This is a genomic window from Pseudomonas sp. H2_A10 (genome assembly GCF_054680085.1).
In genome coordinates, this window is the sequence record NZ_CP162821.1 from 3,514,855 (window position 1) to 3,536,938 (window position 22,084).

Below are 22,084 nucleotides of genomic sequence, written 5' to 3' on the forward strand. Positions count from 1 at the left end.
CATGATCGGAAAGCGCGATTATCGGGATTTTAGCCGGCGCAGGCCAACGCAAAGGTGGCCTGGGCGGTTTTCCGGCGGGTGATCAACAAGCGGGCAGGGCCGCCGCAGAGCTGTTCGGCCAGGGCCAGGGCGGCGCTTTCGGCGATGCCGTAACAGCCGGTATGGGCGAAGGCAACTGCGGATTTATGGCTCAGCCGCGCTTCATAAACGGCCAGTTGCCCGGCGCTGAAGCACCGCAAGGGCAGGTCGAGCCATCGGGCCAGGGCGAGTAGCCCCGGCTCGTTTTGTTTACGGTCGATGCTGGCCAGTGCCGTGACACGGTGACGCTCGATGCCGCCCTCGGCGAGGGCCGCATCAAACAGGCTCAACAGGGTGGCTGCATCACAACCGCGCTGGCAGCCCAGGCCGACCACGTAGGTCATGCCGAGTAGCGATCATCGCGGTTGCGACGGAACAGCCAGGCGCTGATCAGGCCCAGGGCCAGCCAGAACGCCATATTGGTCAGCTGCGAGGCGATCTTGAACTGCGCCTCCAGGGCTTGCGGCGCGAGCATTGAATGCACTAGCGGCTGCGGCGCGCCGAGTATGTGCGGCACCGCGAGGATGGCTGCGCCCAGCACTTTGAGCAGCCCATTGCGGCCGAAAACGATCAGCGCAATACCGGCGGCAGTAGAGGCGGCGGTGCCGATCCACCATGCCTGGCGTAGCGCCAAGTCAGCGGCGGCAGTGCCCGGCAACTCCGGTGGCAGGCCGAGGGTTGGCGCCAGCACAAAGGTCGCGTAACCCGCCAGGCCCCACAGCAGGCCCTGGGCGGTGCGAGTCGGCGTGCGCAAGGTGTAAAGGCCAGCCAGCATCAGCGCAAAACCGACGGCTACCACCAGGTTGGCGCCCGTGGTCGAGAGCACGCGCTGCCAGCCGTCTTCCGGCTCCCAGGCTTCGGCGTCATGGGTGTGCGCGGCAGCGCCGGCGGCGTGCTCATGCACAACCTCTGTGGCGGCCGGGGCTTTTTCAAAGGTTTCCCCCTGCAGAATCAGCGGGGCAACCCAGAAGCTTTGCAGCAGGGTCAGCAGCAGGGCGGCCAACAGGCCGCTGAACCCTGCGGTTTGCGCAATACGCTTGATCATGTCGGCAGGTCTCAATGGCACGGGAACGCGGCGCTGTGGCGGGTATCGTGGGCAGCGTTGTGCACCGCCTCAATGTGCGAGAAACCGGCGAAATACACCAGGCACGCACCGAGGATCGACGCGCCGATAGCGGCGCTCAGGCGTTGGCTCAGGGTGGAGGTGCTGCTGGCGGTGTGCGAGGTGCTGCTGATGATCGACATGGCGCGTCCCTTTCAGGTGTCAGGGTGAAACGAGCGCATGAAAACCCCGCGAGCCAGGCCCACAGGGTTCTGAACAGCGCCCGCCCACCGCGGGTTTGTTATCTGAAGTTTTCGGGCCGGTCTCCGGGCTTGCGAGGGACACTGGGTCTAGAAAGCATCGCCTTCCCATGCCGTACAGGCACAGTGGATCTGACGCTTCGCTCGCTTACCGTTGCGGGGGCAGCACCGGACTTGCCATACGGATATGACGTACCGGTTTCCCGTTTCACCCTGTGAAGGGCACCCGAAACAAGGCTTGTAGGAAAGCATGCAGAGCGGCGGTAGTCAAATTGACCGAGCCCCTGTAGCCTTGCACCCTTCGAGGTTCTTCGGCCCAGGCCGAAGCTAAGAAGGGAACGCGGTTCAAGCCGCGGCTGCCCCCGCAACTGTGAAGGGTTTACCGACTGCCATGCCACTGCCGATCAGGCGGGAAGGCGCAGCCGGCGCCGGTCGTACGGCCCGCAAGCCCCAAGCCAGGAGACCTGCCTCGCAACCGATTTTCCAATTCAACCGGGCGGGGTGATCCGGTGACGAAATCCGCTGCTGCGCGCTGTCGCAGGGCCAATCGTCCCGTATGCCCGCCCCAAAAGGGCATCCGATGAAAACACTGGCCAAACTTCCCGTCACCATCGTTACCGGCTTCCTCGGCTCGGGCAAAACCACCTTGCTGCGCCATATGCTCGACAACGCCCAGGGCCGTCGTATCGCGGTGATCGTCAACGAATTCGGCGAGCTGGGTATCGACGGTGAAATCCTCAAGCAGTGCTCCATCGGTTGCACCGAAGAAGAAGCCAACGGCCGTGTCTACGAATTGGCCAACGGCTGCCTGTGCTGCACGGTGCAGGAAGAGTTCTTCCCGGTGATGCGCGAACTGGTGGCCCGTCGTGGCGACCTCGACCATATCCTCATCGAAACCTCGGGCCTGGCCCTGCCAAAACCGCTGGTGCAAGCGTTCCAGTGGCCGGAAATCCGCAGCGCCTGCACGGTTGACGCGGTGATCACCGTGGTCGACAGCCCGGCCGTGGCCGCCGGCACCTTTGCCGCGTTCCCGGACCAGGTCGACGCCCAGCGCAAACTCGACCCGAACCTGGACCACGAGTCGCCGCTGCACGAGCTGTTCGCCGACCAACTGGCCAGCGCCGACCTGGTCATCCTCAACAAGTGCGACCTGATCAGCCCTGAAGACCTGGCCCGCGTGCGCCTGGAAGTCGCCGAAGAGCTGCCGCCGGCCGTCAAGGTCATTGAAGCGAGCAGCGGTCGCCTGCCGCTCGACGTGCTGATCGGCCTGGGTGCCGGCTCCGAGGAGCACATCGATGGTCGCCACAGCCATCACGATCACCACCATGAAGGCGAAGACGATCACGACCACGATGCGTTTGATTCGATCTCCATCGACCTGCCGCAAGCCGACGAAGCGCTGCTGCTCGACGCCCTGACCCAACTGGTGGTGCAACACGGCATCCTGCGCATCAAAGGGTTCGCCGCGATCCCCAACAAGCCGATGCGCCTGCTGATCCAGGGCGTGGGCACGCGTTTTGACAAGCATTTCGACCGCGCCTGGGGCGCAGACGAAGCGCGCATTACGCGCCTGGTGCTGATCGGCCAGGAGCTGGATGCCGCCGCCCTTGAAGCGCAATTGCGCGCCGCGCTCAGCGCTTAACCCATGCACCTGCTCAGGACTCAGCCCGGTGGTTTCGTCGCGGACGACAATATTGCCGACCTTGGTCAAACCCCCGCCGAACTGGTGATCCTGTGTAGCGGCGATTCGAGCCTGGCGCTGCTGGCCGAAGCGGCGCAGCAACTGCCCGAGGATTACCCCAGCCTGCGCCTGGCCAACCCGATGCAGGTGCAGAACCACGCCTCGGTCGACCTCTACGTTGACGAAGTGCTGCGCCACGCCAAGGTCATCCTGATTTCGTTGCATGGCGGCATCGCTTATTGGCGTTACGGCATCGAACGTCTGGTGGCGTTGGCCGAGCGCGGCGTCACGCTGATCCTGGTGCCGGGCGATGATCGTCCCGACCCCGAACTCAGTGGTCTCAGCACGGTCAACGCCGAGCAACGCGAGCGCCTGTGGCAATTTCTGCGTCAGGGCGGCTTGGGCAATGCGCTGGATTTCTATCGCTGCCTGGCCAGCGGTTATCTGGGCCGTGATTACCCGTGGGCCGAGCCGCAACCCCTGGCGCGCACCGCGATCTATCACCCGCGTAAAGCCAACGCCCGGCTCAATGACTGGCAGGCCGATTGGCATGCCGAACGGCCCGTGGTCGCGGTGTTGTTCTACCGTTCGCATTTGCAGGCGGCGAATACCGGTTTTATCGACGTGTTCTGCCAACGCTTGCAGGTGGCGGGCCTGAACCCGTTGCCGATGGCGGTGGCCAGCCTGAAAGAGCCCGGTTGCCTGACGGTGGTCGAGGACCTGCTGGACGAGGTCGGCGCGGCGCTGATTCTCAACACCACCGGCTTTGCTCAATCAAGCCCCGAAGCTCCGCACCTGCGCCCGTTTCGCCGCAATATCCCGGTGATCCAGGCCATTTGCGCCCAAGACAACAGGCCCGGCTGGCAGGCCAGCGAACAGGGCCTGGGCCCGCGCGATTTGGCCATGCACATCGCTTTGCCGGAGCTGGATGGGCGCATCATCAGCCGCCCCATCAGCTTCAAAGACCTGGCCTGGCGCAGCGAGCGTAGCCAGTCGGACGTGGTGTGCTACCGCGCAGCGCCCGAGCGCATGGATTTTGTCGCCGAACTGGCACGGCGCTGGGTCGAGTTGGCGCGGGTACCGAATGCAGACAAGCGCATCGCGCTGATCCTTGCCAATTACCCGACCCGCGACGGGCGCATCGGCAACGGTGTGGGCCTGGACACCCCGGCGGCGGCGCTGAATATCCTGCGGGCGCTGCAAGCCGAAGGGTATTCGCTGCCGGATGCATTGCCGGACAGCGGCACGGCATTGATCCATGAGCTGCTCGGTGGCGTCACCAATGATCTGGACAGCCTTGACCTGCGCCCTTGCCATCAAAGCCTGGGCCTGGATGACTACGAGGCGATGTTCCTGCGCTTGCCCGAGGCCAATCGCCAGGCCGTGCTGGAGCGCTGGGGTACGCCCCACAACGACCCGATGTTTCGGGATGGCCGCCTGATGATTGCCGGGCTGCGCCTGGGCCTGACTTTTGTCGGCATTCAACCGGCGCGGGGTTACCAGGTGGATGCCAGTGCGGTGTACCACGACCCGGACCTGGTGCCGCCGCATGGTTACCTGGCGTTCTATTTTTGGTTGCGCCACACCTACGGCGCCCATGGCGTGATCCACGTGGGCAAGCACGGTAACCTCGAGTGGCTGCCGGGCAAGGGCGTGGGCTTGTCGGAAAACTGCTGGCCCGACGTGCTGCTGGGGCCGCTGCCGAATATCTACCCGTTTATCGTCAACGATCCGGGCGAGGGCGCCCAGGCCAAGCGGCGCACCCAGGCGGTGATCATCGACCACCTGATGCCGCCGCTGACCCGCGCCGAAACCTATGGCCCGCTGCGTAACCTGGAGCTGTTGGCGGACGAGTACTACGAAGCTCAATTGCTCGACCCGCGCCGCGCCCGTGAGCTGCAAAAAGACATTCTCAAGCTGGTGCGCGAAACCCGTATCGACCAGGAGCTTGAACTGGACGGCGACGCCGATGCCGATGCCGCCATCTGGCTGCCGCGCCTGGACACCTACCTGTGTGACTTGAAGGAGTCGCAGATCCGCGACGGCCTGCATATCTTTGGCGAGTCGCCCCAAGGCCGTCTGCGCATTGATACCTTGCTGGCCTTGCTGCGTATTCCCCGTGGGGATGGCCGTGGCCCGCAATCGAGCGTGCTGCGGGTGTTGGCCAAGGCGTTCGAGCTGGGCTTCGACCCGCTGGACTGCGCCCTGGCCGAGCCCTGGACCGGACGCCGCCCGGGCGTGTTGCAAAAGATCGATACGCAACTGTGGCGTACCGCCGGTGATACTCGCGAGCGCCTGGAGTTGTACGCCGCGCGCTTGATCGAACAGGCGCTGGAAGGCCCGGTGGAGCAGTTGCAAGCGCCCGGTTGGGAGGATGTGAACGCGGTGATCGAAAGCCTGCGCAGCGTCGTGGCCCCGCGCCTGGATGCCTGCGGCCCCGCCGAAATGCGCGGCCTGCTGGACGCCCTGGGTGGTCGTTTCGTACCCGCGGGGCCGAGCGGCGCGCCGAGTCGCGGGCGCCTGGATGTACTGCCCACGGGGCGCAATTTTTTCACGGTCGACGTGCGCAACCTGCCCACCACCACGGCATGGCGTATCGGTTTTCAGTCGGCCAACCTGGTTCTTGAGCGGCACTTGCAGGATCACGGCGACCACCTGCGCCAACTCGACCTCGTCGGTGTGGGGCACAGCCACCATGCGTACCGGCGGCGACGATATCGCTCAGGCCATGGCGCTGATGGGCGTGCGTCCGGTCTGGGCCACGGGCAGCCAGCGAGTGGACGACTTTGAAATCCTGCCGATCAGCCTGCTCGACCGCCCGCGTGTCGATGTGACGCTGCGCGTGTCCGGGTTTTTCCGCGATGCGTTCGCCAACCTGATCCGCCTGTTCGATGCGGCGGTGCAAGCGGTGGCTGCCCTGGATGAACCGGATGACATGAACCCGTTGGCCGCCAAGGTGCGCAGCGAGCGCGAAGCCTTGCGTTTGTCGGGCCTGGACGAAGACGCGGCCGCGAAACAGGCCGGCTGGCGTATTTTCGGCGCCAAGCCCGGTGCCTATGGCGCGGGCGTGCAAGGGGCGATTGACGGCCGCCTGTGGCAAAGCCGCGAGGATCTGGCCGAGGTCTATCTGAACTGGGGCGGTTACGCTTACGGTGGTTCCGACGAGGGCACCGCCGCCCGTGGGCAATTTGCCCAACGCCTGAGCCAGGTGCAGGCTGTGCTGCAAAATCAGGACAACCGCGAGCATGACCTGCTCGACTCCAACGATTACTACCAATTCCAGGGCGGCATGCTCGCCGCCGTGGAGACCCTGAGCGGCGACAAGGCCGCCAGCTACCATGGCGACCATAGCCAGCCGGACCTGCCGAAGATCCGCACCTTGAAGGAAGAGCTGAACCGGGTGATCCGTTCCCGCGCGGCGAACCCCAAGTGGATCGACGGCGTGAAGCGCCATGGTTATAAAGGCGCCTTCGAGATGGCGGCGACGGTGGACAACCTGTTCGCCTTCGATGCCACTACCGCGCTGATCGACGATCATCAATACGCCTTGCTCGCCGACGCCTACCTGCTCGACCCGGATACCCGGGCGTTTGTGCAACAGCACAACCCTGCGGCACTGCGCGACATGACCGAACGCATGCTCGAAGCCCAGCAGCGCGGCCTGTGGCAGGAGCCGGGGGCGTACCGCGAGGCCTTGGAAAACCTGTTGCTGGATATAGAAGAAGACAGCTGATGACTGACATTCCCCATTTTCCGCTGTCCGCCGTGGTCGGCGCCGATGACCTGAAGCTGGCGCTGTGCCTGACTGCCATCGACCCGAAGATCGGCGGTGTGCTGATCGAAGGACCGCGCGGCATGGCCAAGTCGACCCTGGCCCGTGGGCTGGCCGACCTGTTGGCCAGCGGCCAGTTCGTGACATTGCCCTTGGGCGCCACCGAGGAGCGCCTGGTGGGCACCCTTGATCTCGACGCGGCACTCGGCGAAGGCCGCGCACAGTTTTCCCCCGGTGTATTGGCCAAGGCCGATGGCGGCGTGTTGTATGTCGATGAGGTCAACTTGCTGGCTGATCACCTGGTCGACCTGCTGCTGGATGTCGCTGCCAGCGGCACCAACCTGATCGAGCGTGACGGTATTTCCCACCGGCACGCGGCGCGCTTTGTGCTGATCGGCACCATGAACCCGGAGGAGGGTGAGTTGCGCCCGCAACTGCTCGACCGCTTCGGTTTCAATGTGGCGCTGGGCGGGCAGACGTTGCCGGCCGAGCGCGGGCAAATTATCCGCCGTCGCCTGGATTTCGACAGCGACCCGGTGGCGTTCTGCGCGCAGTGGGCCGCGCCGCAGGCAGCCTTGCGTGAACGGTGCACGGCCGCGCGGGCACGCTTGGGCGGCATCGCGATGGACGACCAGGCCCTGGCGCGGATTACCGAGCGCTGCTTTGCCGCCGGTGTCGACGGGTTGCGCGCCGACCTGGTCTGGTTGCGCGGCGCCAGGGCTCACGCGGCATGGCGTGGCGCAGATGAAATTGGCGAAGAGGATATCGAGGCCGTGGCCGAATTTGCCCTGCGCCATCGCCGCCAGGAGCACTCGCCACCGGCCAGCCCGCCAGAACAAGGGCAATCACCCAAGCCGTCGGACACCTCTCCCGGCCAAGGCCAATGGGGCGATATGCCCGCACCGGCCTTGCCCACCGGCGCCCGCCGCGATGTGCCCACCTGGCCAAAAAAAGCCCTAGGCATCCGCCCCCGGCCTGACACGGGGGCGGATGCCCGTCCCAAGGCGGGGCGCTTGAATGCTGGCAGGCAGGGCAAGGCCCGCAGCGCACAACAGGGGGCGGTCAACTGGCCAGGCACCTTGCTTGGCGGTCGGCCGCAGGCCCGTGAAGACCTGTTGTTTCACCTGCGCAGTCGTTCGGCCCAGGCGTTGTGGCTGGTGATTGTCGATGCGTCGGCCTCGACTCGCCGGCACCGCGCATTGACCGATGCCAAGGGCTTGTTGGCCCAACTGTTTGATGATGCCTACCGCCAACGCGCGCGCATGGCGTTGCTGACGGCCAGCGGGCCGTCGCCGAAATGGCAGGTGCAGGGGCTCAAAGCCGCGAAAAGCTTGACCGGCTGGCTGGATCAGCTGGGTGCCGGCGGCGGTACGCCGTTGCTGGCGGCGTTGAGCGAGGCGCAGCAGTGGTTGGCGGCGCGGCGCAAGCGCTATCCCGCCGAGCAGCAACAGCTGTTGGTGATTACCGATGGGCGACTCAAGGACATCAGCGGGCTGCCGTTACTGGCGTGTGCGGGGGTGCTGGTGGATATCGAGCGTGGGCCGATCAGGTTGGGGCGGGCCCAGGCGTTGGCGGCGGGGTTGCAGTTGGATTATCGGCATATCGATGAGATGTAGTGCCTGTACCGCCGCCATCGGGGCAAGCACTGCAAGACCATCAGCCCGCCCCCGGCACATTCGGCCAAAGATCCGCTACCAGGAACAAGCGCTCCGCTTCCTGCCAATCCTCGCCGGTGCGCACCATCCGTACCAGCAACTGCGCGGGTGCCATCGGGTCGAGATCGGTCAGCCATGCCTGCATGCGCTCTTCGCTCCACACCTCATCCGCCAGGTAATGCGCCGGCGCCAGCCATGCATGCCGGGGCAGGGGTTGCCAGCGCCCGGGCGGGCTGGCACTGACAAAGGCCTTCCAGTCCCGTTGATGCAACCAGCGCCCGCGCAAATGCTGCGGGTGGGCGCCGTGAGGCGAGGTGGCAAGGCCCGGCCAGGGGTAGAGCAAATACCCGCCCAGCCACAAGTGCGCATCGAACTGCTGGATATCCAGCGCCGCCAGCACTTCGCGGCTCTCCGGGCGGGCCGAAATCGGCAGTTGGTGCTGCGCCAGGTGCGCCAGTTTACGGTCGAGCCGGTCATGGCAGCCGGGGCCCAGCCACTGGGCGGTGTCCAGGCCGTCGCCGTTCTGCGGCCCGAGGTAGAGTTTGATCGCCAGTTCCAGGTGGTGCACGCCATCACGGTCCCGCAGCAGCATGTCCAACTCGCCCAGGGTGTGCCCGGCGCGGCGGATCGGCAGGTTGGCGGCCAGCAACTCCACACCCGGCGCATGCTGCACCGCGAACTGCCACAAACGCTCGTAATACAGGCCCAGGCGGCGCGTGCGTGACAGGCTCAGCCACTGCTGCAAGGCGCGGCTGTCCTGGTCCAGTTGTCGCAGCCAGTGCTCGAGCCGGTCGGGCGCCTGCACCCAGTCGCTGCCGGCCAGCGGGTGGCGCTGCGGCCAGGGCGTGTGCGCGAGCATCGGCGGGGCGAGCATCACCCACGCCAGGTCGCGCACTTCGGGGTGGCGCAATTGGCGGGGCAAGGTGTGCAGATCGGGGAATAGAGTCATGGTCCGAGCATAGCCTTTCAAGCCGGGAGCGGAGGCCGCAGGACCCCTGAGAACCATTGTCATCAAGGCTTCACGGCGACAAAGGATTTTGCCTCAAGCGGCCTTTCGCCCATAATCGTTTCTTTTTTGCCACACCCCACATCCCGCAGGAGCCCCATGGAGCAATTTCGCAATATCGGCATTATCGGTCGCCTGGGCAGTACCCAGGTGCTGGACACCGTCCGCCGGCTGAAAAAATTCCTGCTGGAACGCCACCTGCATGTGATCCTCGAAGACACCATCGCCGAGATTCTCCCCGGCCACGGCCTGCAAACCTCGTCGCGCAAGATGCTCGGTGAAGTCTGTGACATGGTCATCGTGGTGGGCGGTGACGGCAGCCTGCTCGGCGCGGCGCGGGCGTTGGCGCGGCATAACGTGCCGGTGCTGGGGATCAACCGGGGCAGCCTGGGGTTTCTGACCGATATCCGCCCCGATGAGCTGGAAGTGGAAGTGGCCAAGGTGCTTGACGGCCATTACCTGGTGGAAAACCGCTTCCTGTTGCAGGCCGAAGTGCGCCGTCATGGTGAAGCCATCGGCCAGGGCGATGCGCTCAATGACGTGGTGCTGCACCCCGGTAAATCCACGCGCATGATCGAGTTCGAGCTGTATATCGACGGCCAGTTCGTGTGCAGCCAGAAGGCCGATGGCCTGATCGTCGCCACGCCCACCGGGTCGACTGCCTATGCGCTGTCGGCCGGTGGCCCGATCATGCATCCCAAGCTCGATGCCATTGTGATTGTGCCGATGTATCCCCATATGTTGTCCAGCCGGCCAATTGTGGTCGACGGCAACAGTGAGCTGAAAATCGTGGTGTCCAAAGACATGCAAATCTACCCGCAAGTCTCCTGCGACGGGCAAAACCATTTCACCTGCGCCCCCGGTGACACCATCACCGTGAGCAAAAAAGCGCAGAAACTGCGGTTGATCCACCCACTGGATCACAACTACTACGAAGTGTGCCGCACCAAGCTTGGCTGGGGCAGCCGCTTGGGGGGTGGAGGCGACTGATGCTCGATCCCGCGCGTAGCTACGACCTGATTGGTGACGTGCACGGATGCGCCCATACCCTTGAGCACCTGCTCGACCAGATGGGTTATCACAAGCAGGGCGGCACCTGGCGCCATCCGTCGCGCATGGCGGTGTTCCTCGGCGATATCATCGACCGTGGCCCGCGCATCCGCGAGGCGCTGCACATCGTGCATGACATGGCCGAAGCCGGCCAGGCGCTGTGCATCATGGGTAACCACGAGTTCAACGCCCTGGGCTGGGTCACACCCGCACCGCCCGGCAGCGGCCGCCAGTTCGTGCGTGAGCACACGCCGCGGCATGAACGGTTGATCCACGAGACCCTGACGCAGTTCGAGCACCACCCGACTGACTGGCATGACTTCCTTGGCTGGTTCTACGACATGCCGCTGTTTGTCGACGCCGGGCGTTTTCGCGTGGTGCACGCGTGCTGGGATGAGGGCTTCATCCAACCGCTGCGCGCGACCTTCCCGGATGGCTGCATCGACCAGCACTTCCTGCAAGCCGCCGCCGTGCCGGGCAGTTTTGCCTGTAACGCATTCGACCGCCTGCTGCGCGGCACGGATATGCGCCTGCCCGATGGGCTCACACTCACCGGCGGCGATGGCCTGACGCGTTCGTTTTTTCGCACCAAGTTCTGGGAAGACGACCCGAAAACCTACGGCGACATTGTGTTCCAGCCCGATGCATTGCCGGAGCCGGTGGCGCGTACGCCGTTGTCATCGACGCAAAAAAATTCCCTGCTGCGCTACGGCGTCGACGAGCCCTTGTTGTTCGTCGGCCACTACTGGCGCAGCGGCACACCGGCGCCGATCCGCCCGAACCTGGCCTGCCTGGATTACAGCGCGGTGCTGTACGGCAAGCTGGTGGCGTATCGACTGGACCAGGAAACCCGCCTGGACCCGCGTAAATTCGTATGGGTCGACGTTGAGCGGCCTGAGGTCATTAAATGAGCACCGTGGCTGTATTGCGCTTGCCCCTGAGCGTCGACCTGGGTGGTTTCGTCAACTTGCTGCAACGCATGCAAGTGCCCCACCGTGTCAGTGAGGAGGCGGGGGAACAAGTGTTGTGGGTGCCCGAGAGCATCAGCGATGACGTGCGCGTGTTGTACCAGCAGTTTCCCGCCGGTGATCCGGACCGGCAATTGGACATTCCCGAACAGGCGCCGTCGACTCGACCCGGCTTTGCCCAACAGGTGCGGCACAGCCCGGTGACGGCGCTGGTGCTGCTGGCCAGCCTTATCGTCGGCGCGGTGACCCTGCTCGGCGAGAACCTGCAAGCCATGGCCTGGCTGACGTTCCTGCCATTCCGGGTGATGGGGGAGTACATCCAGTTCACGCCGTTCGCCGACATGTTGGCGTCGGGGCAGTGGTGGCGGTTGGTCACGCCGATGCTGATCCACTTCGGCATCCTGCACCTGGCCATGAACGGCATGTGGTACTGGGAATTGGGCCGGCGCATCGAAAGTCGCCAGGGTGGTATCAACCTGCTGGGCCTGACGCTGTTGTTCAGTCTGGTCTCCAACTACGCTCAATACGCCTATGGCGGCCCTGGCCTGTTCGGCGGTTTGTCCGGCGTGTTGTATGGCCTGCTCGGGCATTGCTGGATTTTTCAATGGTTGTCGCCCAACCCGGCTTACCGCCTGCCCCGTGGGGTGCTGGTGATGATGCTGGTGTGGCTGGTGCTGTGCCTGTCGGGGCTGGTCTCGATGATCGGCTTCGGTGAAATCGCCAACGCGGCCCATGTGGGCGGCTTGGCTATCGGTTGCCTGACCGGTTTGCTCGGCGGTGTGTACAACCGTCGCAAGTCGTCTATTTGATAAGGAAGAGCCGCATGTCCTCTTTTGCTGAAATGATCGAAAACATCACGCCCGACATCTATGAGAGCCTCAAGCTCGCCGTGGAAATCGGCAAGTGGTCCGATGGGCGCAAGCTCACCGCCGAACAGCGCGAGCTGTCGCTGCAAGCGGTGATCGCCTGGGAAATCCAGAACCTGCCGGAAGACCAGCGCACCGGCTACATGGGCCCGCAGGAGTGCCAGTCCAAATCGACCACCGTGCCGAACATCCTGTTCAAGTCGGATGCGATCCATTGATTGAGATTGGTCGCGGTGCAGTCAGCAAAATGTCGGCGCAACTCGGTGAGCCGACCGTTCAATACGCGTTTCGTCTGGGCGATACCGAGGTGCCGGTCAACCCGCTGATCGGTACCCATATACGCCTGGAGTACCTCGGTGCCATCCATTGCAGCCATTGCGGCCGCAAGACCAAGACCAGCTTCAGCCAGGGTTATTGCTACCCGTGCATGACCAAGCTGGCCCAGTGCGACCTATGCATCATGAGCCCCGAGCGTTGCCATTACGACGCTGGCACCTGCCGCGATCCAGGCTGGGGCGAGCAATTTTGCATGACCGACCACGTGGTGTACCTGGCCAACTCGTCAGGCATCAAAGTCGGTATCACCCGCGCCACCCAGTTGCCCACGCGCTGGCTGGACCAGGGCGCGAGCCAGGCGTTGCCGATCATGCGTGTGGCCACGCGCCAGCAATCGGGCTTCGTCGAAGACGTGCTGCGCAGCCAGGTGGCCGACAAGACCAACTGGCGCGCACTGCTCAAGGGCGATGCCGCGACGGTGGACCTCAAACAGGTGCGCGATGAACTGTTCGCGTCCTGTGCCGATGGCCTGTTGCAATTGCAGGAACGCTTTGGCCTGCAGGCCATCCAACCGGTTACCGACATCGAGCCGCTGGAAATCCGCTACCCGGTGGAGCAGTATCCGGCCAAGATCGTCAGCTTCAACCTGGACAAGAACCCGATTGCCGAAGGCACGCTGCTGGGGATCAAGGGCCAATACCTGATCTTCGACACCGGCGTAATCAATATTCGTAAGTACACGGCCTACCAGCTCGCCGTGCATCAGTAAAAGGATGCCACCCATGCGCACCGAACAACCGAAGATGATTTACCTGAAGGACTATCAGGCGCCGGACTACCTGATCGACGAGACGCACCTGACCTTCGAGTTGTTCGAGGACCACAGCCTGGTCCACGCGCAGTTGGTGATGCGCCGTAACCCCGAGCGCGGCGCCGGTTTGCCGCCGCTGGTGCTGGACGGTCAGCAACTGGAGCTGTTGAGCGTCAATTTGGCCGATCTGGAATTGACCGACGCTGACTATCAGTTGACCGACAGCCACCTGACCGTGCACCCAAAAAGCGCCACGTTTACCCTCGACACCACGGTCAAGATCCACCCGGAAAGCAACACCGCACTGGAAGGCCTGTACAAGTCCGGCAGCATGTTCTGCACCCAGTGCGAGGCCGAAGGCTTTCGCAAGATCACCTATTACCTCGACCGCCCGGACGTGATGAGCACCTTCACCACCACGGTGATCGCCGAACAGCACCGCTATCCGGTGCTGCTGTCCAACGGCAACCCGATCGCCAGCGGCCCCGGCGAAGACGGCCGCCACTGGGCGACCTGGGAAGACCCGTTCAAGAAGCCGGCCTACCTGTTCGCGCTGGTCGCCGGTGACCTGTGGTGCGTCGAAGACAGCTTCACCACCATGACCAATCGTGAGGTGGCGCTGCGCATCTACGTCGAGCCGGAAAACATCGACAAGTGCCAGCACGCCATGACCAGCCTGAAAAAATCCATGCGCTGGGACGAAGAAACCTACGGCCGCGAGTACGACCTCGACATCTTCATGATCGTCGCGGTCAATGACTTCAACATGGGCGCCATGGAGAACAAGGGCCTCAATATCTTCAACTCCAGCGCCGTGCTGGCCCGCGCCGAAACCGCCACCGATGCCGCGCACCAGCGCGTCGAGGCGATTGTTGCCCACGAATACTTCCATAACTGGTCGGGCAACCGCGTGACCTGCCGCGACTGGTTCCAGCTGTCGCTCAAGGAAGGCTTTACCGTGTTCCGTGATTCGGGCTTCTCGGCCGATATGAACTCAGCGACGGTCAAGCGCATCCAGGATGTGGCGTACCTGCGTACCCACCAGTTCGCCGAAGACGCCGGCCCCATGGCCCACGCCGTGCGCCCGGACAGCTTTATCGAAATCTCCAACTTCTACACCCTCACCGTGTACGAAAAGGGCTCGGAAGTGGTCGGCATGATCCACACCTTGCTCGGTGCCGAAGGCTTCCGTAAAGGCAGCGACCTGTACTTCGAGCGCCACGACGGCCAGGCCGTGACCTGCGACGATTTCATCAAGGCCATGGAAGATGCCAACGGCGCTGACCTGAGCCAGTTCAAGCGCTGGTACAGCCAGGCCGGCACCCCACGCTTGGCGGTGAGCGAGTCCTACGACGCCGTGGCCAAGACCTACAGCCTGACCTTCCGCCAGAGCTGCCCGGCAACCCCGGACAAGGTGGAAAAACTGCCGTTCGTGATCCCGGTGGAATTGGGCCTGCTGGACGGGAAGGGCGCGGGCATTGCCTTGCGCCTGGCCGGTGAAGCCGCCGCCGCTGGCACCTCGCGGGTGCTTTCGGTGACCGAAGCCGAGCAGACCTTCACCTTTGTCGATATCGCTGAACAGCCGCTGCCTTCGCTGCTGCGCGGTTTCTCGGCACCTGTGAAACTGAGCTTTGCGTACAGCCGTGATCAACTGATGTTCCTGATGCAGCACGACAGCGATGGCTTCAACCGCTGGGATGCCGGCCAGCAACTGGCGGTGCAGGTGTTGCAGGAGTTGATTGGCCAGCATCAGGCCGGCCAGCCGCTGAAGCTTGACCAACGCTTGATCGACGCGCTGCGCACGGTGTTGAGCGATGAGCGCCTGGATCAGGCGATGGTCGCGGAAATGCTGTCGTTGCCCGGCGAAGCCTACCTGACGGAAATCAGCGAAGTGGCGGATGTCGACGCCATCCACGCCGCCCGCGAGTTTGCCCGCCAGCAACTGGCAGAGCACCTGTTCGAAGCGCTGTGGCTGCGTTATCAAGCCAATCGTGAACTGTCCAAGCAGACGCCTTATGTCGCAGCGGCCGAACACTTTGCCCGGCGTGCGTTGCAGAACATCGCGCTGTCGTACCTGATGCTCAGCGGCAAGCCTGAAGTGTTGGCGGCCACCCTGGACCAGTTCGACACCAGCGACAACATGACCGAACGCCTGACCGCGCTGGCGGTGTTGGTGAACTCGCCGTTCGAAGCGGAAAAGGCCAAGGCACTGGCGGTATTCGCCGAGAACTTCAAGGACAACCCGCTGGTCATGGACCAATGGTTCAGCGTACAGGCCGCCAGCACCCTGCCGGGCGGCTTGGCGCGGGTGCAGGCGTTGATGGAGCACCCGGCGTTCACCCTCAAGAACCCGAACAAAGTGCGCGCATTGATCGGCGCGTTTGCCGGGCAGAACCTGATCAACTTCCATGCGGCCGATGGTTCGGGCTATCGCTTCCTGGCCGACCTGGTTATCCAACTGAACGGCTTCAACCCGCAGATCGCATCGCGCCAATTGGCGCCACTGACCCGCTGGCGCAAATACGACAGCGCGCGCCAGGCGCTGATGAAGGCCGAGTTGGAGCGCATTCGTGCTTCGGGCGAGCTGTCGAGTGATGTGTTCGAAGTGGTCAGCAAGAGCCTTGCGTAAGCATGCGTAAATGCACTTGAACCTGTGGTGAGGGCGCTTGCTCGCGTGACGGCCGGGCAGGCGATCAAGTTGCAAGACAAGTAAGCGGTTCAAATGTGGGAGCGGTGCATCAGGTCAGTACCGGGGCGCCAGTCAACTCGTCACGGGAGCAAGTGCCCTCGCCACAGGCTCAACCTGGCACCTGAGATACGTAGATACCCATGCTTGCATGAGCGTAGCCATTGAAAAAACGGTCATGACAGGCCGTTTTGTTCTTTAACCGAAAGGCCTACCTTGCTGCTGACACTTTCTGTCAGGGCGCTCTGCTAAGCTGCGGCACTTTTGGCTTTTTCGGTGGGATCAACGTGTCGCGTACCGCTCGCTTACTGACCTTGCTGCAGGCCCTGCGGGGTAAGAAACGTCCTGTCACCGCCGCCGCGCTGGCGGCGCAGTTGGAGGTGTCCGAACGTACGCTGTACCGCGATATCGCCGAGTTGACCGCCCTGGGAGCGCCTATCTTCGGGGAGGCCGGCGTGGGTTACGTGTTGCGCAATGGCCTGTTTTTACCGCCGCTGATGCTCAATGCCGAGGAAACCGAAGCCGTGGTGCTGGGCTTGCGTTATGTGGACCAACGTGGGGACGAGGTGCTCAGTCGCGCGGCTGCCAACGCGTTGGCCAAGATTGCCGATGTACTTGACCCCGCCGCCCAGGAGGCCTTGCGCAACCCGACGCTGTTGCCCGGCCCGCCGGGGTTTGGTTACCCGGAAAACCGCGTGCCGCTCAATGTGTTTCGCGAGGCCATTCGCACTCAGGCCAAGCTGCATATCGATTATGCGGACGCCAGCCAGACCCAGAGCCAGCGACTGATCTGGCCGCTGGCCCTGGGCTTTCTCAATGAAGTGCGGGTGATCGTGGCGTGGTGTGAGTTGCGCGGCGCTTATCGCACCTTTCGCACCGACCGTGTGGCGAGTGCGCAGGTTCAGGGCGAGCGTTATCCGGGGCGGCGTAGCGACTGGTTGCGAGCCTGGCGCAAGCTGATGGAGCAGAACGAATCCGCGCCGTTCACTCCTGACAAAAACTGACACACCCTTGGCATAGCATGGCGCTATAAATCACCAACAAGGAGTTGTGCCATGTCCCTTCCCGAATTGACCCCCGCCATCGCGGCCTATCTCGTGGCGACCAATACCCATGACACCTCGGCCGTCGCCCAGTGTTTTGCCGACGACGCCAATGTGTTCGATGAAGGCCAGCACCAGGTCGGAACCGCCGCCATTGCGCGCTGGATGGAAGACACCGCGCGGCGCTACCAGCCCCGGGTGGAGGTGCTCAAAGTGCAGCATCGCACCGGCAAGGTGTTGGTCAGCAACGTGGTCTCCGGCAATTTCCCCGGCAGCCCTTTGGAGCTGCGCTACACCTTCCGTCTCAACGAGCAGGGCAAGATTTCACGGCTGGATATCTCGCTGTAGGTCATAATCGCGGGCATGACTTTCGACTCGCCCCTCGCCGCCTATCAACACGCCATCGCCCAACAGGGCTTCGTCGCCGACGCTGCCCAGCGCCGGGCGGTGGACGCCCTGCAAAGCTGTCATCAGGCCCTGCATCAAGGTCATGCGCCGATCAACGGCGTTTACCTGTGGGGGCCGGTGGGGCGCGGCAAAACCTGGTTGATGGACCAGTTCTACCAAAGCCTGCGGGTACCCGCGCGTCGTCAACACTTCCACCACTTCATGGCGTGGGTGCATCAGCGCTCGTTCCAACTGACCGGCACCCCCGACCCGTTGCAGGCCCTGGCGCGTGAACTGAGCCAGGCTGTGCGTGTGCTGTGTTTTGACGAATTGTTCGTCAATGACATTGGCGACGCGATCATCCTTGGTCGCCTGTTCCAGGAGATGTTCGCGCAAGGCGTGGTGATGGTCTGCACGTCCAACCAGCCGCCGGACCAGCTGTACGCCGGAGGTTTCAACCGTGAGCGGTTTTTGCCGGGTATCGCGGCGATCACGCGGCACATGCAGGTGGTGGCGGTGGATGGAGCTGAAGACCACCGGTTGCATCCAGGCATCGGCCTGCAGCGCTATTGGGTGAATCAGCCTGACGCGCTGGCCGGCGTATTCAAGCAATTGGCCGCAGGGCAGGGGGGCGGCAGCGGGCCGGTGGTCGTCGGCCATCGTTGCATCACTGCCGTGCACGCCAGTGACAGCGTGCTGTGGTGCCGCTATGCCGACCTGTGCGAGCAGCCCTTGGCGGCGATGGACTTTATGCTGCTGTGTGATCGCTTCAAGGCGATTTTGCTGGGTGAAGTGCCCGACCTGAGTGCGCAACAGCGCCCGGGCCGAATTGCCCGTGGTACCGAAGATGGCGTTCAGCGTGTAGCGGCGGGCGACCGCGAATTGCCGCAATTGTCGGTGCACGATGACAGTGTGCGCCGGTTCATTGCCCTGGTGGATGAGTGCTACGACCGCAAGGTGCCCTTGTTTATCGAAGCGCGGGTACCGTTGGAACGCCTCTATACCGAGGGCTACCTGGCGTTTCCTTTCCGACGCACCCTGAGCCGCTTGCAGGAAATGCAGCTACAGCGTTTCGGCTGAGTGCTGTGCGAAAAACACCGGGCGTGTGCAGCCGGCGCGTTTTTATCGGCGTATCTTTCGTGCTTTCGGGCCGACATTTGTAGTTAATCTCCTTCATCCGCTGCCGACTCCGCGCTTACAATCGAGGCCCCAAAGGGAGACGATTCCCTTGTTGTGATCGAGGAAGGCAATGGAAACCCCAGATATCCTGGTGCTGCAAGCCAGCTACACCAACCCTGTGCATGCCGAGGCGATTGGCCGCGTGCTCAATAACTACGCTGAAGACCCGATGGGCGGTGGCCATAGCCTGCCCGCTGATTTATTGGCGCAACTGCCCGGCGAACTGGCCAAGCGCCCCCATGCCTTCAGTGTCCTGGCGTTTGTGGGTGGTGAGCCGGCGGGGCTGGTGAATTGCTTTGAAGGGTTTTCCACGTTCGCCTGTCGGCCGTTGGTCAATATCCATGATGTGGCGGTAATGGATGAGTTTCGTGGCCTGGGCTTGAGCCAGAAGATGTTGCAGAAAGTCGAAGAGATTGCTCGCCAGCGCGGCTGCTGCAAGATCACTCTGGAAGTACTTGAAGGTAACGCTGTGGCTCAGTCTGCGTACAAAAAGTTTGGTTTTGATGATTCAAGATTTGATCCGGCGTACGGGCGTATGTTGTTCTGGAATAAATCGCTTTTATAAATAACCGGCAAAAAAAGGGCGCCACTTAATGGCGCCCAGAGGTACCGATGCCAAAGGAGCGGAATGGCAAAGGGGAGTGCGGATTAACTAAGTATTAAATTAACTTTTCGGTTGTGCCTGATCAGCGGTGTCGCTCTTCAGTGTTTTGCCGTCGGCGGATGCCATTTGTTCGGCGGTGCCATGAAGTTCTTGCTGGACGAAGGCGAAGTCGTTATAGAACGCCTTGGAACGCTCCGAGCCGCCCTCGGCAAACGCTGCGGCGGAGGTCAGGGTGATCAGGCTGGCAAGCATCAAGGTCGACAGTTTCATAGCAATGTTCCCATTAAGAGTGATAGGTACCCGGTCACGTCGTGATCAGATTCATGGCGCGACTATGGGGCTATCTTATTAAGTGGGAGTTAACCCCGGGATGACCCGACGTTAACTATTTTGTTAGCGGTGCCGAGCGTGTTTACAGTGTCCAGTCCAACGCGAGCGTGAGGGTGCGCGGTGCTCCCCAATAAACGCCGTTATAAAAACCGACACGCTCGTAATATTTTTTATCCAGTAGATTATTAATAGTCAGCGAAGTGGAAAGATGCTCGTCGAATTGGTAGCGGGACATCAGGTTGACCACCGTATAAGCCTGTTGAGTGATCTTTGTCGATTGCGTGTTCAGATTGCCGTCGGCGTCTCGCCCACCGGTAGGGCGTTGGGCAAATTCAAAGAAATCGCTCTGCCAATTCACGCCGCCACCCACCGTCAACCCGCGCCATGTACCCGGCAGGCGATAGGTGGTCGAGGCCTTCAGCATATTCAGGGGCAAGTTGGTGTTGTTGCGTTGCTTCTCGCCGTTGAGTGAATGGGTATAGGTGTAACCCGCCGTGAGGTTCCAGTCCGGCATGACCTCGCCGGATATCTCCATTTCAAAACCCTGCACCTTGTTGCCCTTGCCGCCGGTTTTATAGAACTGCTCGCCGGTTTTGGGATCCGGCGGGGCGGTGTTGTCGAGTTCCGCCACGTTATCCTGGGTGCTCCAGAAAAACGCGGTGGCCAGGTTCAAGCGCTCGTTCAGCAGGCTGCCCTTAAGGCCTATTTCGTAATTGCTGCCCACCACCGGTTCCAGGTATTTCTTGCCGGCGTCGCGTTCGTCCTGCGGGTTGAAGATGTCGGTGTAGCTGGCGTACACCGTGTATTCGGGCGTCAGGTCGTAGAGCACACCCGCATAAGGGGTCCACATATCATTGTGGGTCTGGCTGGTTTTGCTGGAGGAGGTCAGTTGGTTTGCGAGGTTGTAGTCCGGGGAAGTGCTTTGGATCTCCCAACTGCCATATCGGCTGCCCAGCACCGCGTGCAGTTTGTCTGTAAGGCTCAGGCGTGTGGCCAGGTAGCCGGCCTTCTGTTTTTTGCTGCTGTGTTCGCCCTTGAGGCCGGTGGTGCGATCGGCAAATTTGCCGATGCCGCCCATGTGTTTCCAGTCTTGAATTGTTTCATAGCCTGCCGGCGTCGAAAAACGCTGGAAGGGCGACGAGTCCCGTTGCGCGGACTCACCATAACCCACCATTAACTCGTGCTCGCGCCCCAGCAATGAATAGGCGCCGGCAAGGTTGAAATCGAGCGCATCCATTTTGGAGGTGCCGACCATCTGGCTGGTCCAGGCGGTCATGCCGCTGCCGTCCGCGTTTGGAAACCCCGAGCCGCCGTAATACACCTTGCCGTCGCTGTCGCTTTGCCGGTGGGTATAGGCCGCTTTGAGGCGCCAGTTCGCGGTGAGTTTGTGGTCAATCGAGGCGAAGGTGGTTTGGTCTTTCAGCGGCCAGGAACTCCACGTTGTCGCCAGGTTCGCCGAGCGCGATAGCCGAGCCTTGCTGCCGTCACTGTTCCAGTACGGTAGCGTGCCCCAGGAGGAGCCCTGGACGTGCTTGTTCTGGTAATCGAAGCCGACGGCCACCACGGTATCGTCCGTCATGTCGGCTTCAAGAATGCCGTAACCCACCTCGCGTTGTTGCGCGTAATTGTCGCGATAGGACTGGCTGTCGCGGTAGGCGAACACCGTGCGCCCGCGCAGGCGTCCGTCAAAGGCCAGGGGGCCGCCCACATCCAGGTAGCTGTAGTAATTGTCATGGCTGGCGCCGCTGACGCCGGCCTTGGCCTGCCACTGTGAGGTGGGGCGTTTGCGGATCATGTTGACCGTGGCGGATGGATCGCCCGCGCCGGTGGTCAAGCCCGTGGCCCCACGCACCACCTCGATACGGTCGTAAATAATGGTGTCGGAGTCGGACTTCATGCGCCCGAACGTATTGAGCATGCCGTCGACCTGGAAGTTATTGATTGAATAACCTCGGGCGGAATAACCCGCGCGGTCCGAATCCATATGTTGCACGGTCACGCCGGTGGTCTGGCGCAGCACGTCGGTCAGGGTATTGAGGTTGAAATCATCCATCTGCTGGCGAGTGATCACCGAGATCGATTGTGGGGTTTCCTTGACGGACAGGTTCAAGCGCGTGGCGGTGCTCATCGAGCCGGTGGTGTATGCCCCGGTGTGCTCGGTAGTGGCGCCCAACCCTTCGGCGGTGATGCTGGTGGCATCGAGTTCAAGGGCTTTGGTGGTGGCTTCAGCCAGCAGAACCGGGCTCAGGGCTACGCTGAAGAGGCCAAGTGTGAAGCGCATGGTACGGGTGGAAGGCACGAACATCGCGGGAGACTCCTTGTCGTCTTTGCGGCCTTCCCGGTAGGGAAAGGCCATGGTTCAAAGACGAAAGGAGTGGTGGAACTTTAGG

Annotated in this window: 18 protein-coding genes, 2 pseudogenes and 2 riboswitches; of the genes and pseudogenes, 14 read left to right on the forward strand and 6 right to left on the reverse strand. The window is 62.7% G+C overall.

Annotation, left to right across the window (positions count from 1 at the left end; all coding sequences use genetic code 11):
- Positions 1 to 29: 29 nt before the first annotated feature.
- Genes AB4O23_RS16410 through AB4O23_RS16420 form a run of 3 tightly spaced genes read right to left on the reverse strand, consistent with a single transcriptional unit; the run spans position 30 to position 1,323 of the window.
- Complete coding sequence (locus AB4O23_RS16410) at positions 30 to 422, reverse strand: cobalamin biosynthesis protein (protein WP_065878870.1); 393 nt, start codon at positions 420 to 422, stop codon at positions 30 to 32.
- Positions 419 to 1,123: a CbtA family protein gene (locus AB4O23_RS16415; RefSeq protein WP_460060002.1), complete on the reverse strand. Its 705-nt coding sequence runs from the start codon at positions 1,121 to 1,123 to the stop codon at positions 419 to 421. Before AB4O23_RS16415 ends, AB4O23_RS16410 begins: the two co-directional genes overlap by 4 nt.
- Positions 1,124 to 1,134: 11 nt before the next feature.
- Entirely contained in the window at positions 1,135 to 1,323 is a 189-nt protein-coding gene (locus tag AB4O23_RS16420) for a CbtB domain-containing protein (protein WP_017528553.1), read from the reverse strand.
- 97 nt (positions 1,324 to 1,420) lie between these two features.
- Positions 1,421 to 1,625: riboswitch (cobalamin riboswitch) on the reverse strand.
- Between the two features lie 42 nt (positions 1,626 to 1,667).
- A riboswitch (cobalamin riboswitch) is annotated at positions 1,668 to 1,866 on the forward strand.
- Between the two features lie 94 nt (positions 1,867 to 1,960).
- Between AB4O23_RS16420 and cobW the strand changes: the two genes are divergently transcribed.
- From cobW to AB4O23_RS16440, 4 genes and pseudogenes are all read left to right on the forward strand, one after another.
- On the forward strand, positions 1,961 to 3,022 hold the full coding sequence (gene cobW, locus AB4O23_RS16425) for a cobalamin biosynthesis protein CobW (protein WP_017528552.1): 1,062 nt from the start codon (positions 1,961 to 1,963) through the stop codon (positions 3,020 to 3,022).
- Positions 3,023 to 3,025: 3 nt separating this feature from the next.
- A pseudogene (gene cobN, locus AB4O23_RS16430) lies at positions 3,026 to 6,794 on the forward strand (cobaltochelatase subunit CobN).
- Positions 6,794 to 7,786: pseudogene (locus tag AB4O23_RS16435) on the forward strand (ATP-binding protein); the annotation flags it as partial. The pseudogenes cobN and AB4O23_RS16435, both read left to right, overlap by 1 nt.
- Positions 7,766 to 8,449 (forward strand): vWA domain-containing protein, encoded by a 684-nt coding sequence (locus AB4O23_RS16440; protein ID WP_460150532.1) that lies wholly within the window; start codon positions 7,766 to 7,768, stop codon positions 8,447 to 8,449. The pseudogene AB4O23_RS16435 and the gene AB4O23_RS16440, both read left to right, overlap by 21 nt.
- A gap of 40 nt (positions 8,450 to 8,489) precedes the next feature.
- Here AB4O23_RS16440 and AB4O23_RS16445 read toward each other — a convergent pair whose 3' ends face one another.
- Positions 8,490 to 9,437 (reverse strand): DUF1853 family protein, encoded by a 948-nt coding sequence (locus tag AB4O23_RS16445; RefSeq protein ID WP_065878879.1) that lies wholly within the window; start codon positions 9,435 to 9,437, stop codon positions 8,490 to 8,492.
- A 156-nt stretch (positions 9,438 to 9,593) separates the two neighbouring features.
- Here AB4O23_RS16445 and AB4O23_RS16450 point away from each other — a divergent pair, with 156 nt between their 5' ends.
- The 10 genes from AB4O23_RS16450 (at position 9,594) to AB4O23_RS16495 (ending at position 19,325) form a co-directional block, all read left to right on the forward strand.
- Positions 9,594 to 10,484, forward strand: a complete 891-nt coding sequence (locus tag AB4O23_RS16450; RefSeq protein ID WP_003217892.1) for an NAD(+) kinase — start codon at positions 9,594 to 9,596, stop codon at positions 10,482 to 10,484.
- Positions 10,481 to 11,455: a metallophosphoesterase gene (locus AB4O23_RS16455; RefSeq protein WP_161979896.1), complete on the forward strand. Its 975-nt coding sequence runs from the start codon at positions 10,481 to 10,483 to the stop codon at positions 11,453 to 11,455. Before AB4O23_RS16450 ends, AB4O23_RS16455 begins: the two co-directional genes overlap by 4 nt.
- On the forward strand, positions 11,452 to 12,321 hold the full coding sequence (locus AB4O23_RS16460) for a rhomboid family intramembrane serine protease (protein WP_460069501.1): 870 nt from the start codon (positions 11,452 to 11,454) through the stop codon (positions 12,319 to 12,321). Before AB4O23_RS16455 ends, AB4O23_RS16460 begins: the two co-directional genes overlap by 4 nt.
- Before the next feature lie 14 nt (positions 12,322 to 12,335).
- Positions 12,336 to 12,596: a YeaC family protein gene (locus AB4O23_RS16465; RefSeq protein WP_017528545.1), complete on the forward strand. Its 261-nt coding sequence runs from the start codon at positions 12,336 to 12,338 to the stop codon at positions 12,594 to 12,596.
- A complete protein-coding gene (locus AB4O23_RS16470) occupies positions 12,593 to 13,423 on the forward strand; it encodes a DUF2797 domain-containing protein (protein ID WP_017528544.1) in 831 nt (276 codons plus the stop codon). The genes AB4O23_RS16465 and AB4O23_RS16470 overlap by 4 nt, the downstream gene beginning before the upstream one ends.
- A 13-nt stretch (positions 13,424 to 13,436) precedes the next feature.
- Positions 13,437 to 16,094, forward strand: a complete 2,658-nt coding sequence (gene pepN / locus AB4O23_RS16475) for an aminopeptidase N (protein WP_065878884.1) — start codon at positions 13,437 to 13,439, stop codon at positions 16,092 to 16,094.
- A 344-nt stretch (positions 16,095 to 16,438) separates the two neighbouring features.
- Positions 16,439 to 17,155 (forward strand): helix-turn-helix transcriptional regulator, encoded by a 717-nt coding sequence (locus AB4O23_RS16480; protein ID WP_026067310.1) that lies wholly within the window; start codon positions 16,439 to 16,441, stop codon positions 17,153 to 17,155.
- A gap of 51 nt (positions 17,156 to 17,206) precedes the next feature.
- The gene (locus tag AB4O23_RS16485; RefSeq protein ID WP_460150197.1) at positions 17,207 to 17,542 is read left to right on the forward strand and encodes a nuclear transport factor 2 family protein; all 336 of its coding nucleotides are present in this window, start codon (positions 17,207 to 17,209) and stop codon (positions 17,540 to 17,542) included.
- 15 nt (positions 17,543 to 17,557) lie between these two features.
- Entirely contained in the window at positions 17,558 to 18,661 is a 1,104-nt protein-coding gene (gene zapE / locus AB4O23_RS16490; RefSeq protein WP_017528540.1) for a cell division protein ZapE, read from the forward strand.
- Between the two features lie 169 nt (positions 18,662 to 18,830).
- Entirely contained in the window at positions 18,831 to 19,325 is a 495-nt protein-coding gene (locus tag AB4O23_RS16495; protein ID WP_017528539.1) for a GNAT family N-acetyltransferase, read from the forward strand.
- 99 nt (positions 19,326 to 19,424) lie between these two features.
- On the opposite strand, the gene AB4O23_RS16500 is transcribed toward AB4O23_RS16495, so the two are convergent.
- Entirely contained in the window at positions 19,425 to 19,634 is a 210-nt protein-coding gene (locus tag AB4O23_RS16500) for a hypothetical protein (RefSeq protein ID WP_017528538.1), read from the reverse strand.
- A gap of 142 nt (positions 19,635 to 19,776) precedes the next feature.
- Positions 19,777 to 21,999 (reverse strand): TonB-dependent siderophore receptor, encoded by a 2,223-nt coding sequence (locus tag AB4O23_RS16505; RefSeq protein ID WP_017528537.1) that lies wholly within the window; start codon positions 21,997 to 21,999, stop codon positions 19,777 to 19,779.
- Between the last annotated feature and the right edge of the window lie 85 nt (positions 22,000 to 22,084).

Excerpts from the sequence above, each read along its gene's own strand:
- AB4O23_RS16410 (WP_065878870.1), bottom strand. The coding sequence starts at position 422 with ATGACCTACGTGGTCGGCCTGGGCTGCCAGCGCGGTTGTGATGCAGCC.
- AB4O23_RS16415 (WP_460060002.1), bottom strand. The coding sequence starts at position 1,123 with ATGATCAAGCGTATTGCGCAAACCGCAGGGTTCAGCGGCCTGTTGGCC.
- AB4O23_RS16420 (WP_017528553.1), bottom strand. The coding sequence starts at position 1,323 with ATGTCGATCATCAGCAGCACCTCGCACACCGCCAGCAGCACCTCCACC.
- cobW (WP_017528552.1), top strand. The coding sequence starts at position 1,961 with ATGAAAACACTGGCCAAACTTCCCGTCACCATCGTTACCGGCTTCCTC.
- AB4O23_RS16445 (WP_065878879.1), bottom strand. The coding sequence starts at position 9,437 with ATGACTCTATTCCCCGATCTGCACACCTTGCCCCGCCAATTGCGCCAC.
- AB4O23_RS16450 (WP_003217892.1), top strand. The coding sequence starts at position 9,594 with ATGGAGCAATTTCGCAATATCGGCATTATCGGTCGCCTGGGCAGTACC.
- AB4O23_RS16460 (WP_460069501.1), top strand. The coding sequence starts at position 11,452 with ATGAGCACCGTGGCTGTATTGCGCTTGCCCCTGAGCGTCGACCTGGGT.
- AB4O23_RS16465 (WP_017528545.1), top strand. The coding sequence starts at position 12,336 with ATGTCCTCTTTTGCTGAAATGATCGAAAACATCACGCCCGACATCTAT.
- pepN (WP_065878884.1), top strand. The coding sequence starts at position 13,437 with ATGCGCACCGAACAACCGAAGATGATTTACCTGAAGGACTATCAGGCG.
- AB4O23_RS16485 (WP_460150197.1), top strand. The coding sequence starts at position 17,207 with ATGTCCCTTCCCGAATTGACCCCCGCCATCGCGGCCTATCTCGTGGCG.
- zapE (WP_017528540.1), top strand. The coding sequence starts at position 17,558 with ATGACTTTCGACTCGCCCCTCGCCGCCTATCAACACGCCATCGCCCAA.
- AB4O23_RS16495 (WP_017528539.1), top strand. The coding sequence starts at position 18,831 with ATGGAAACCCCAGATATCCTGGTGCTGCAAGCCAGCTACACCAACCCT.
- AB4O23_RS16500 (WP_017528538.1), bottom strand. The coding sequence starts at position 19,634 with ATGAAACTGTCGACCTTGATGCTTGCCAGCCTGATCACCCTGACCTCC.
- AB4O23_RS16505 (WP_017528537.1), bottom strand. The coding sequence starts at position 21,999 with ATGTTCGTGCCTTCCACCCGTACCATGCGCTTCACACTTGGCCTCTTC.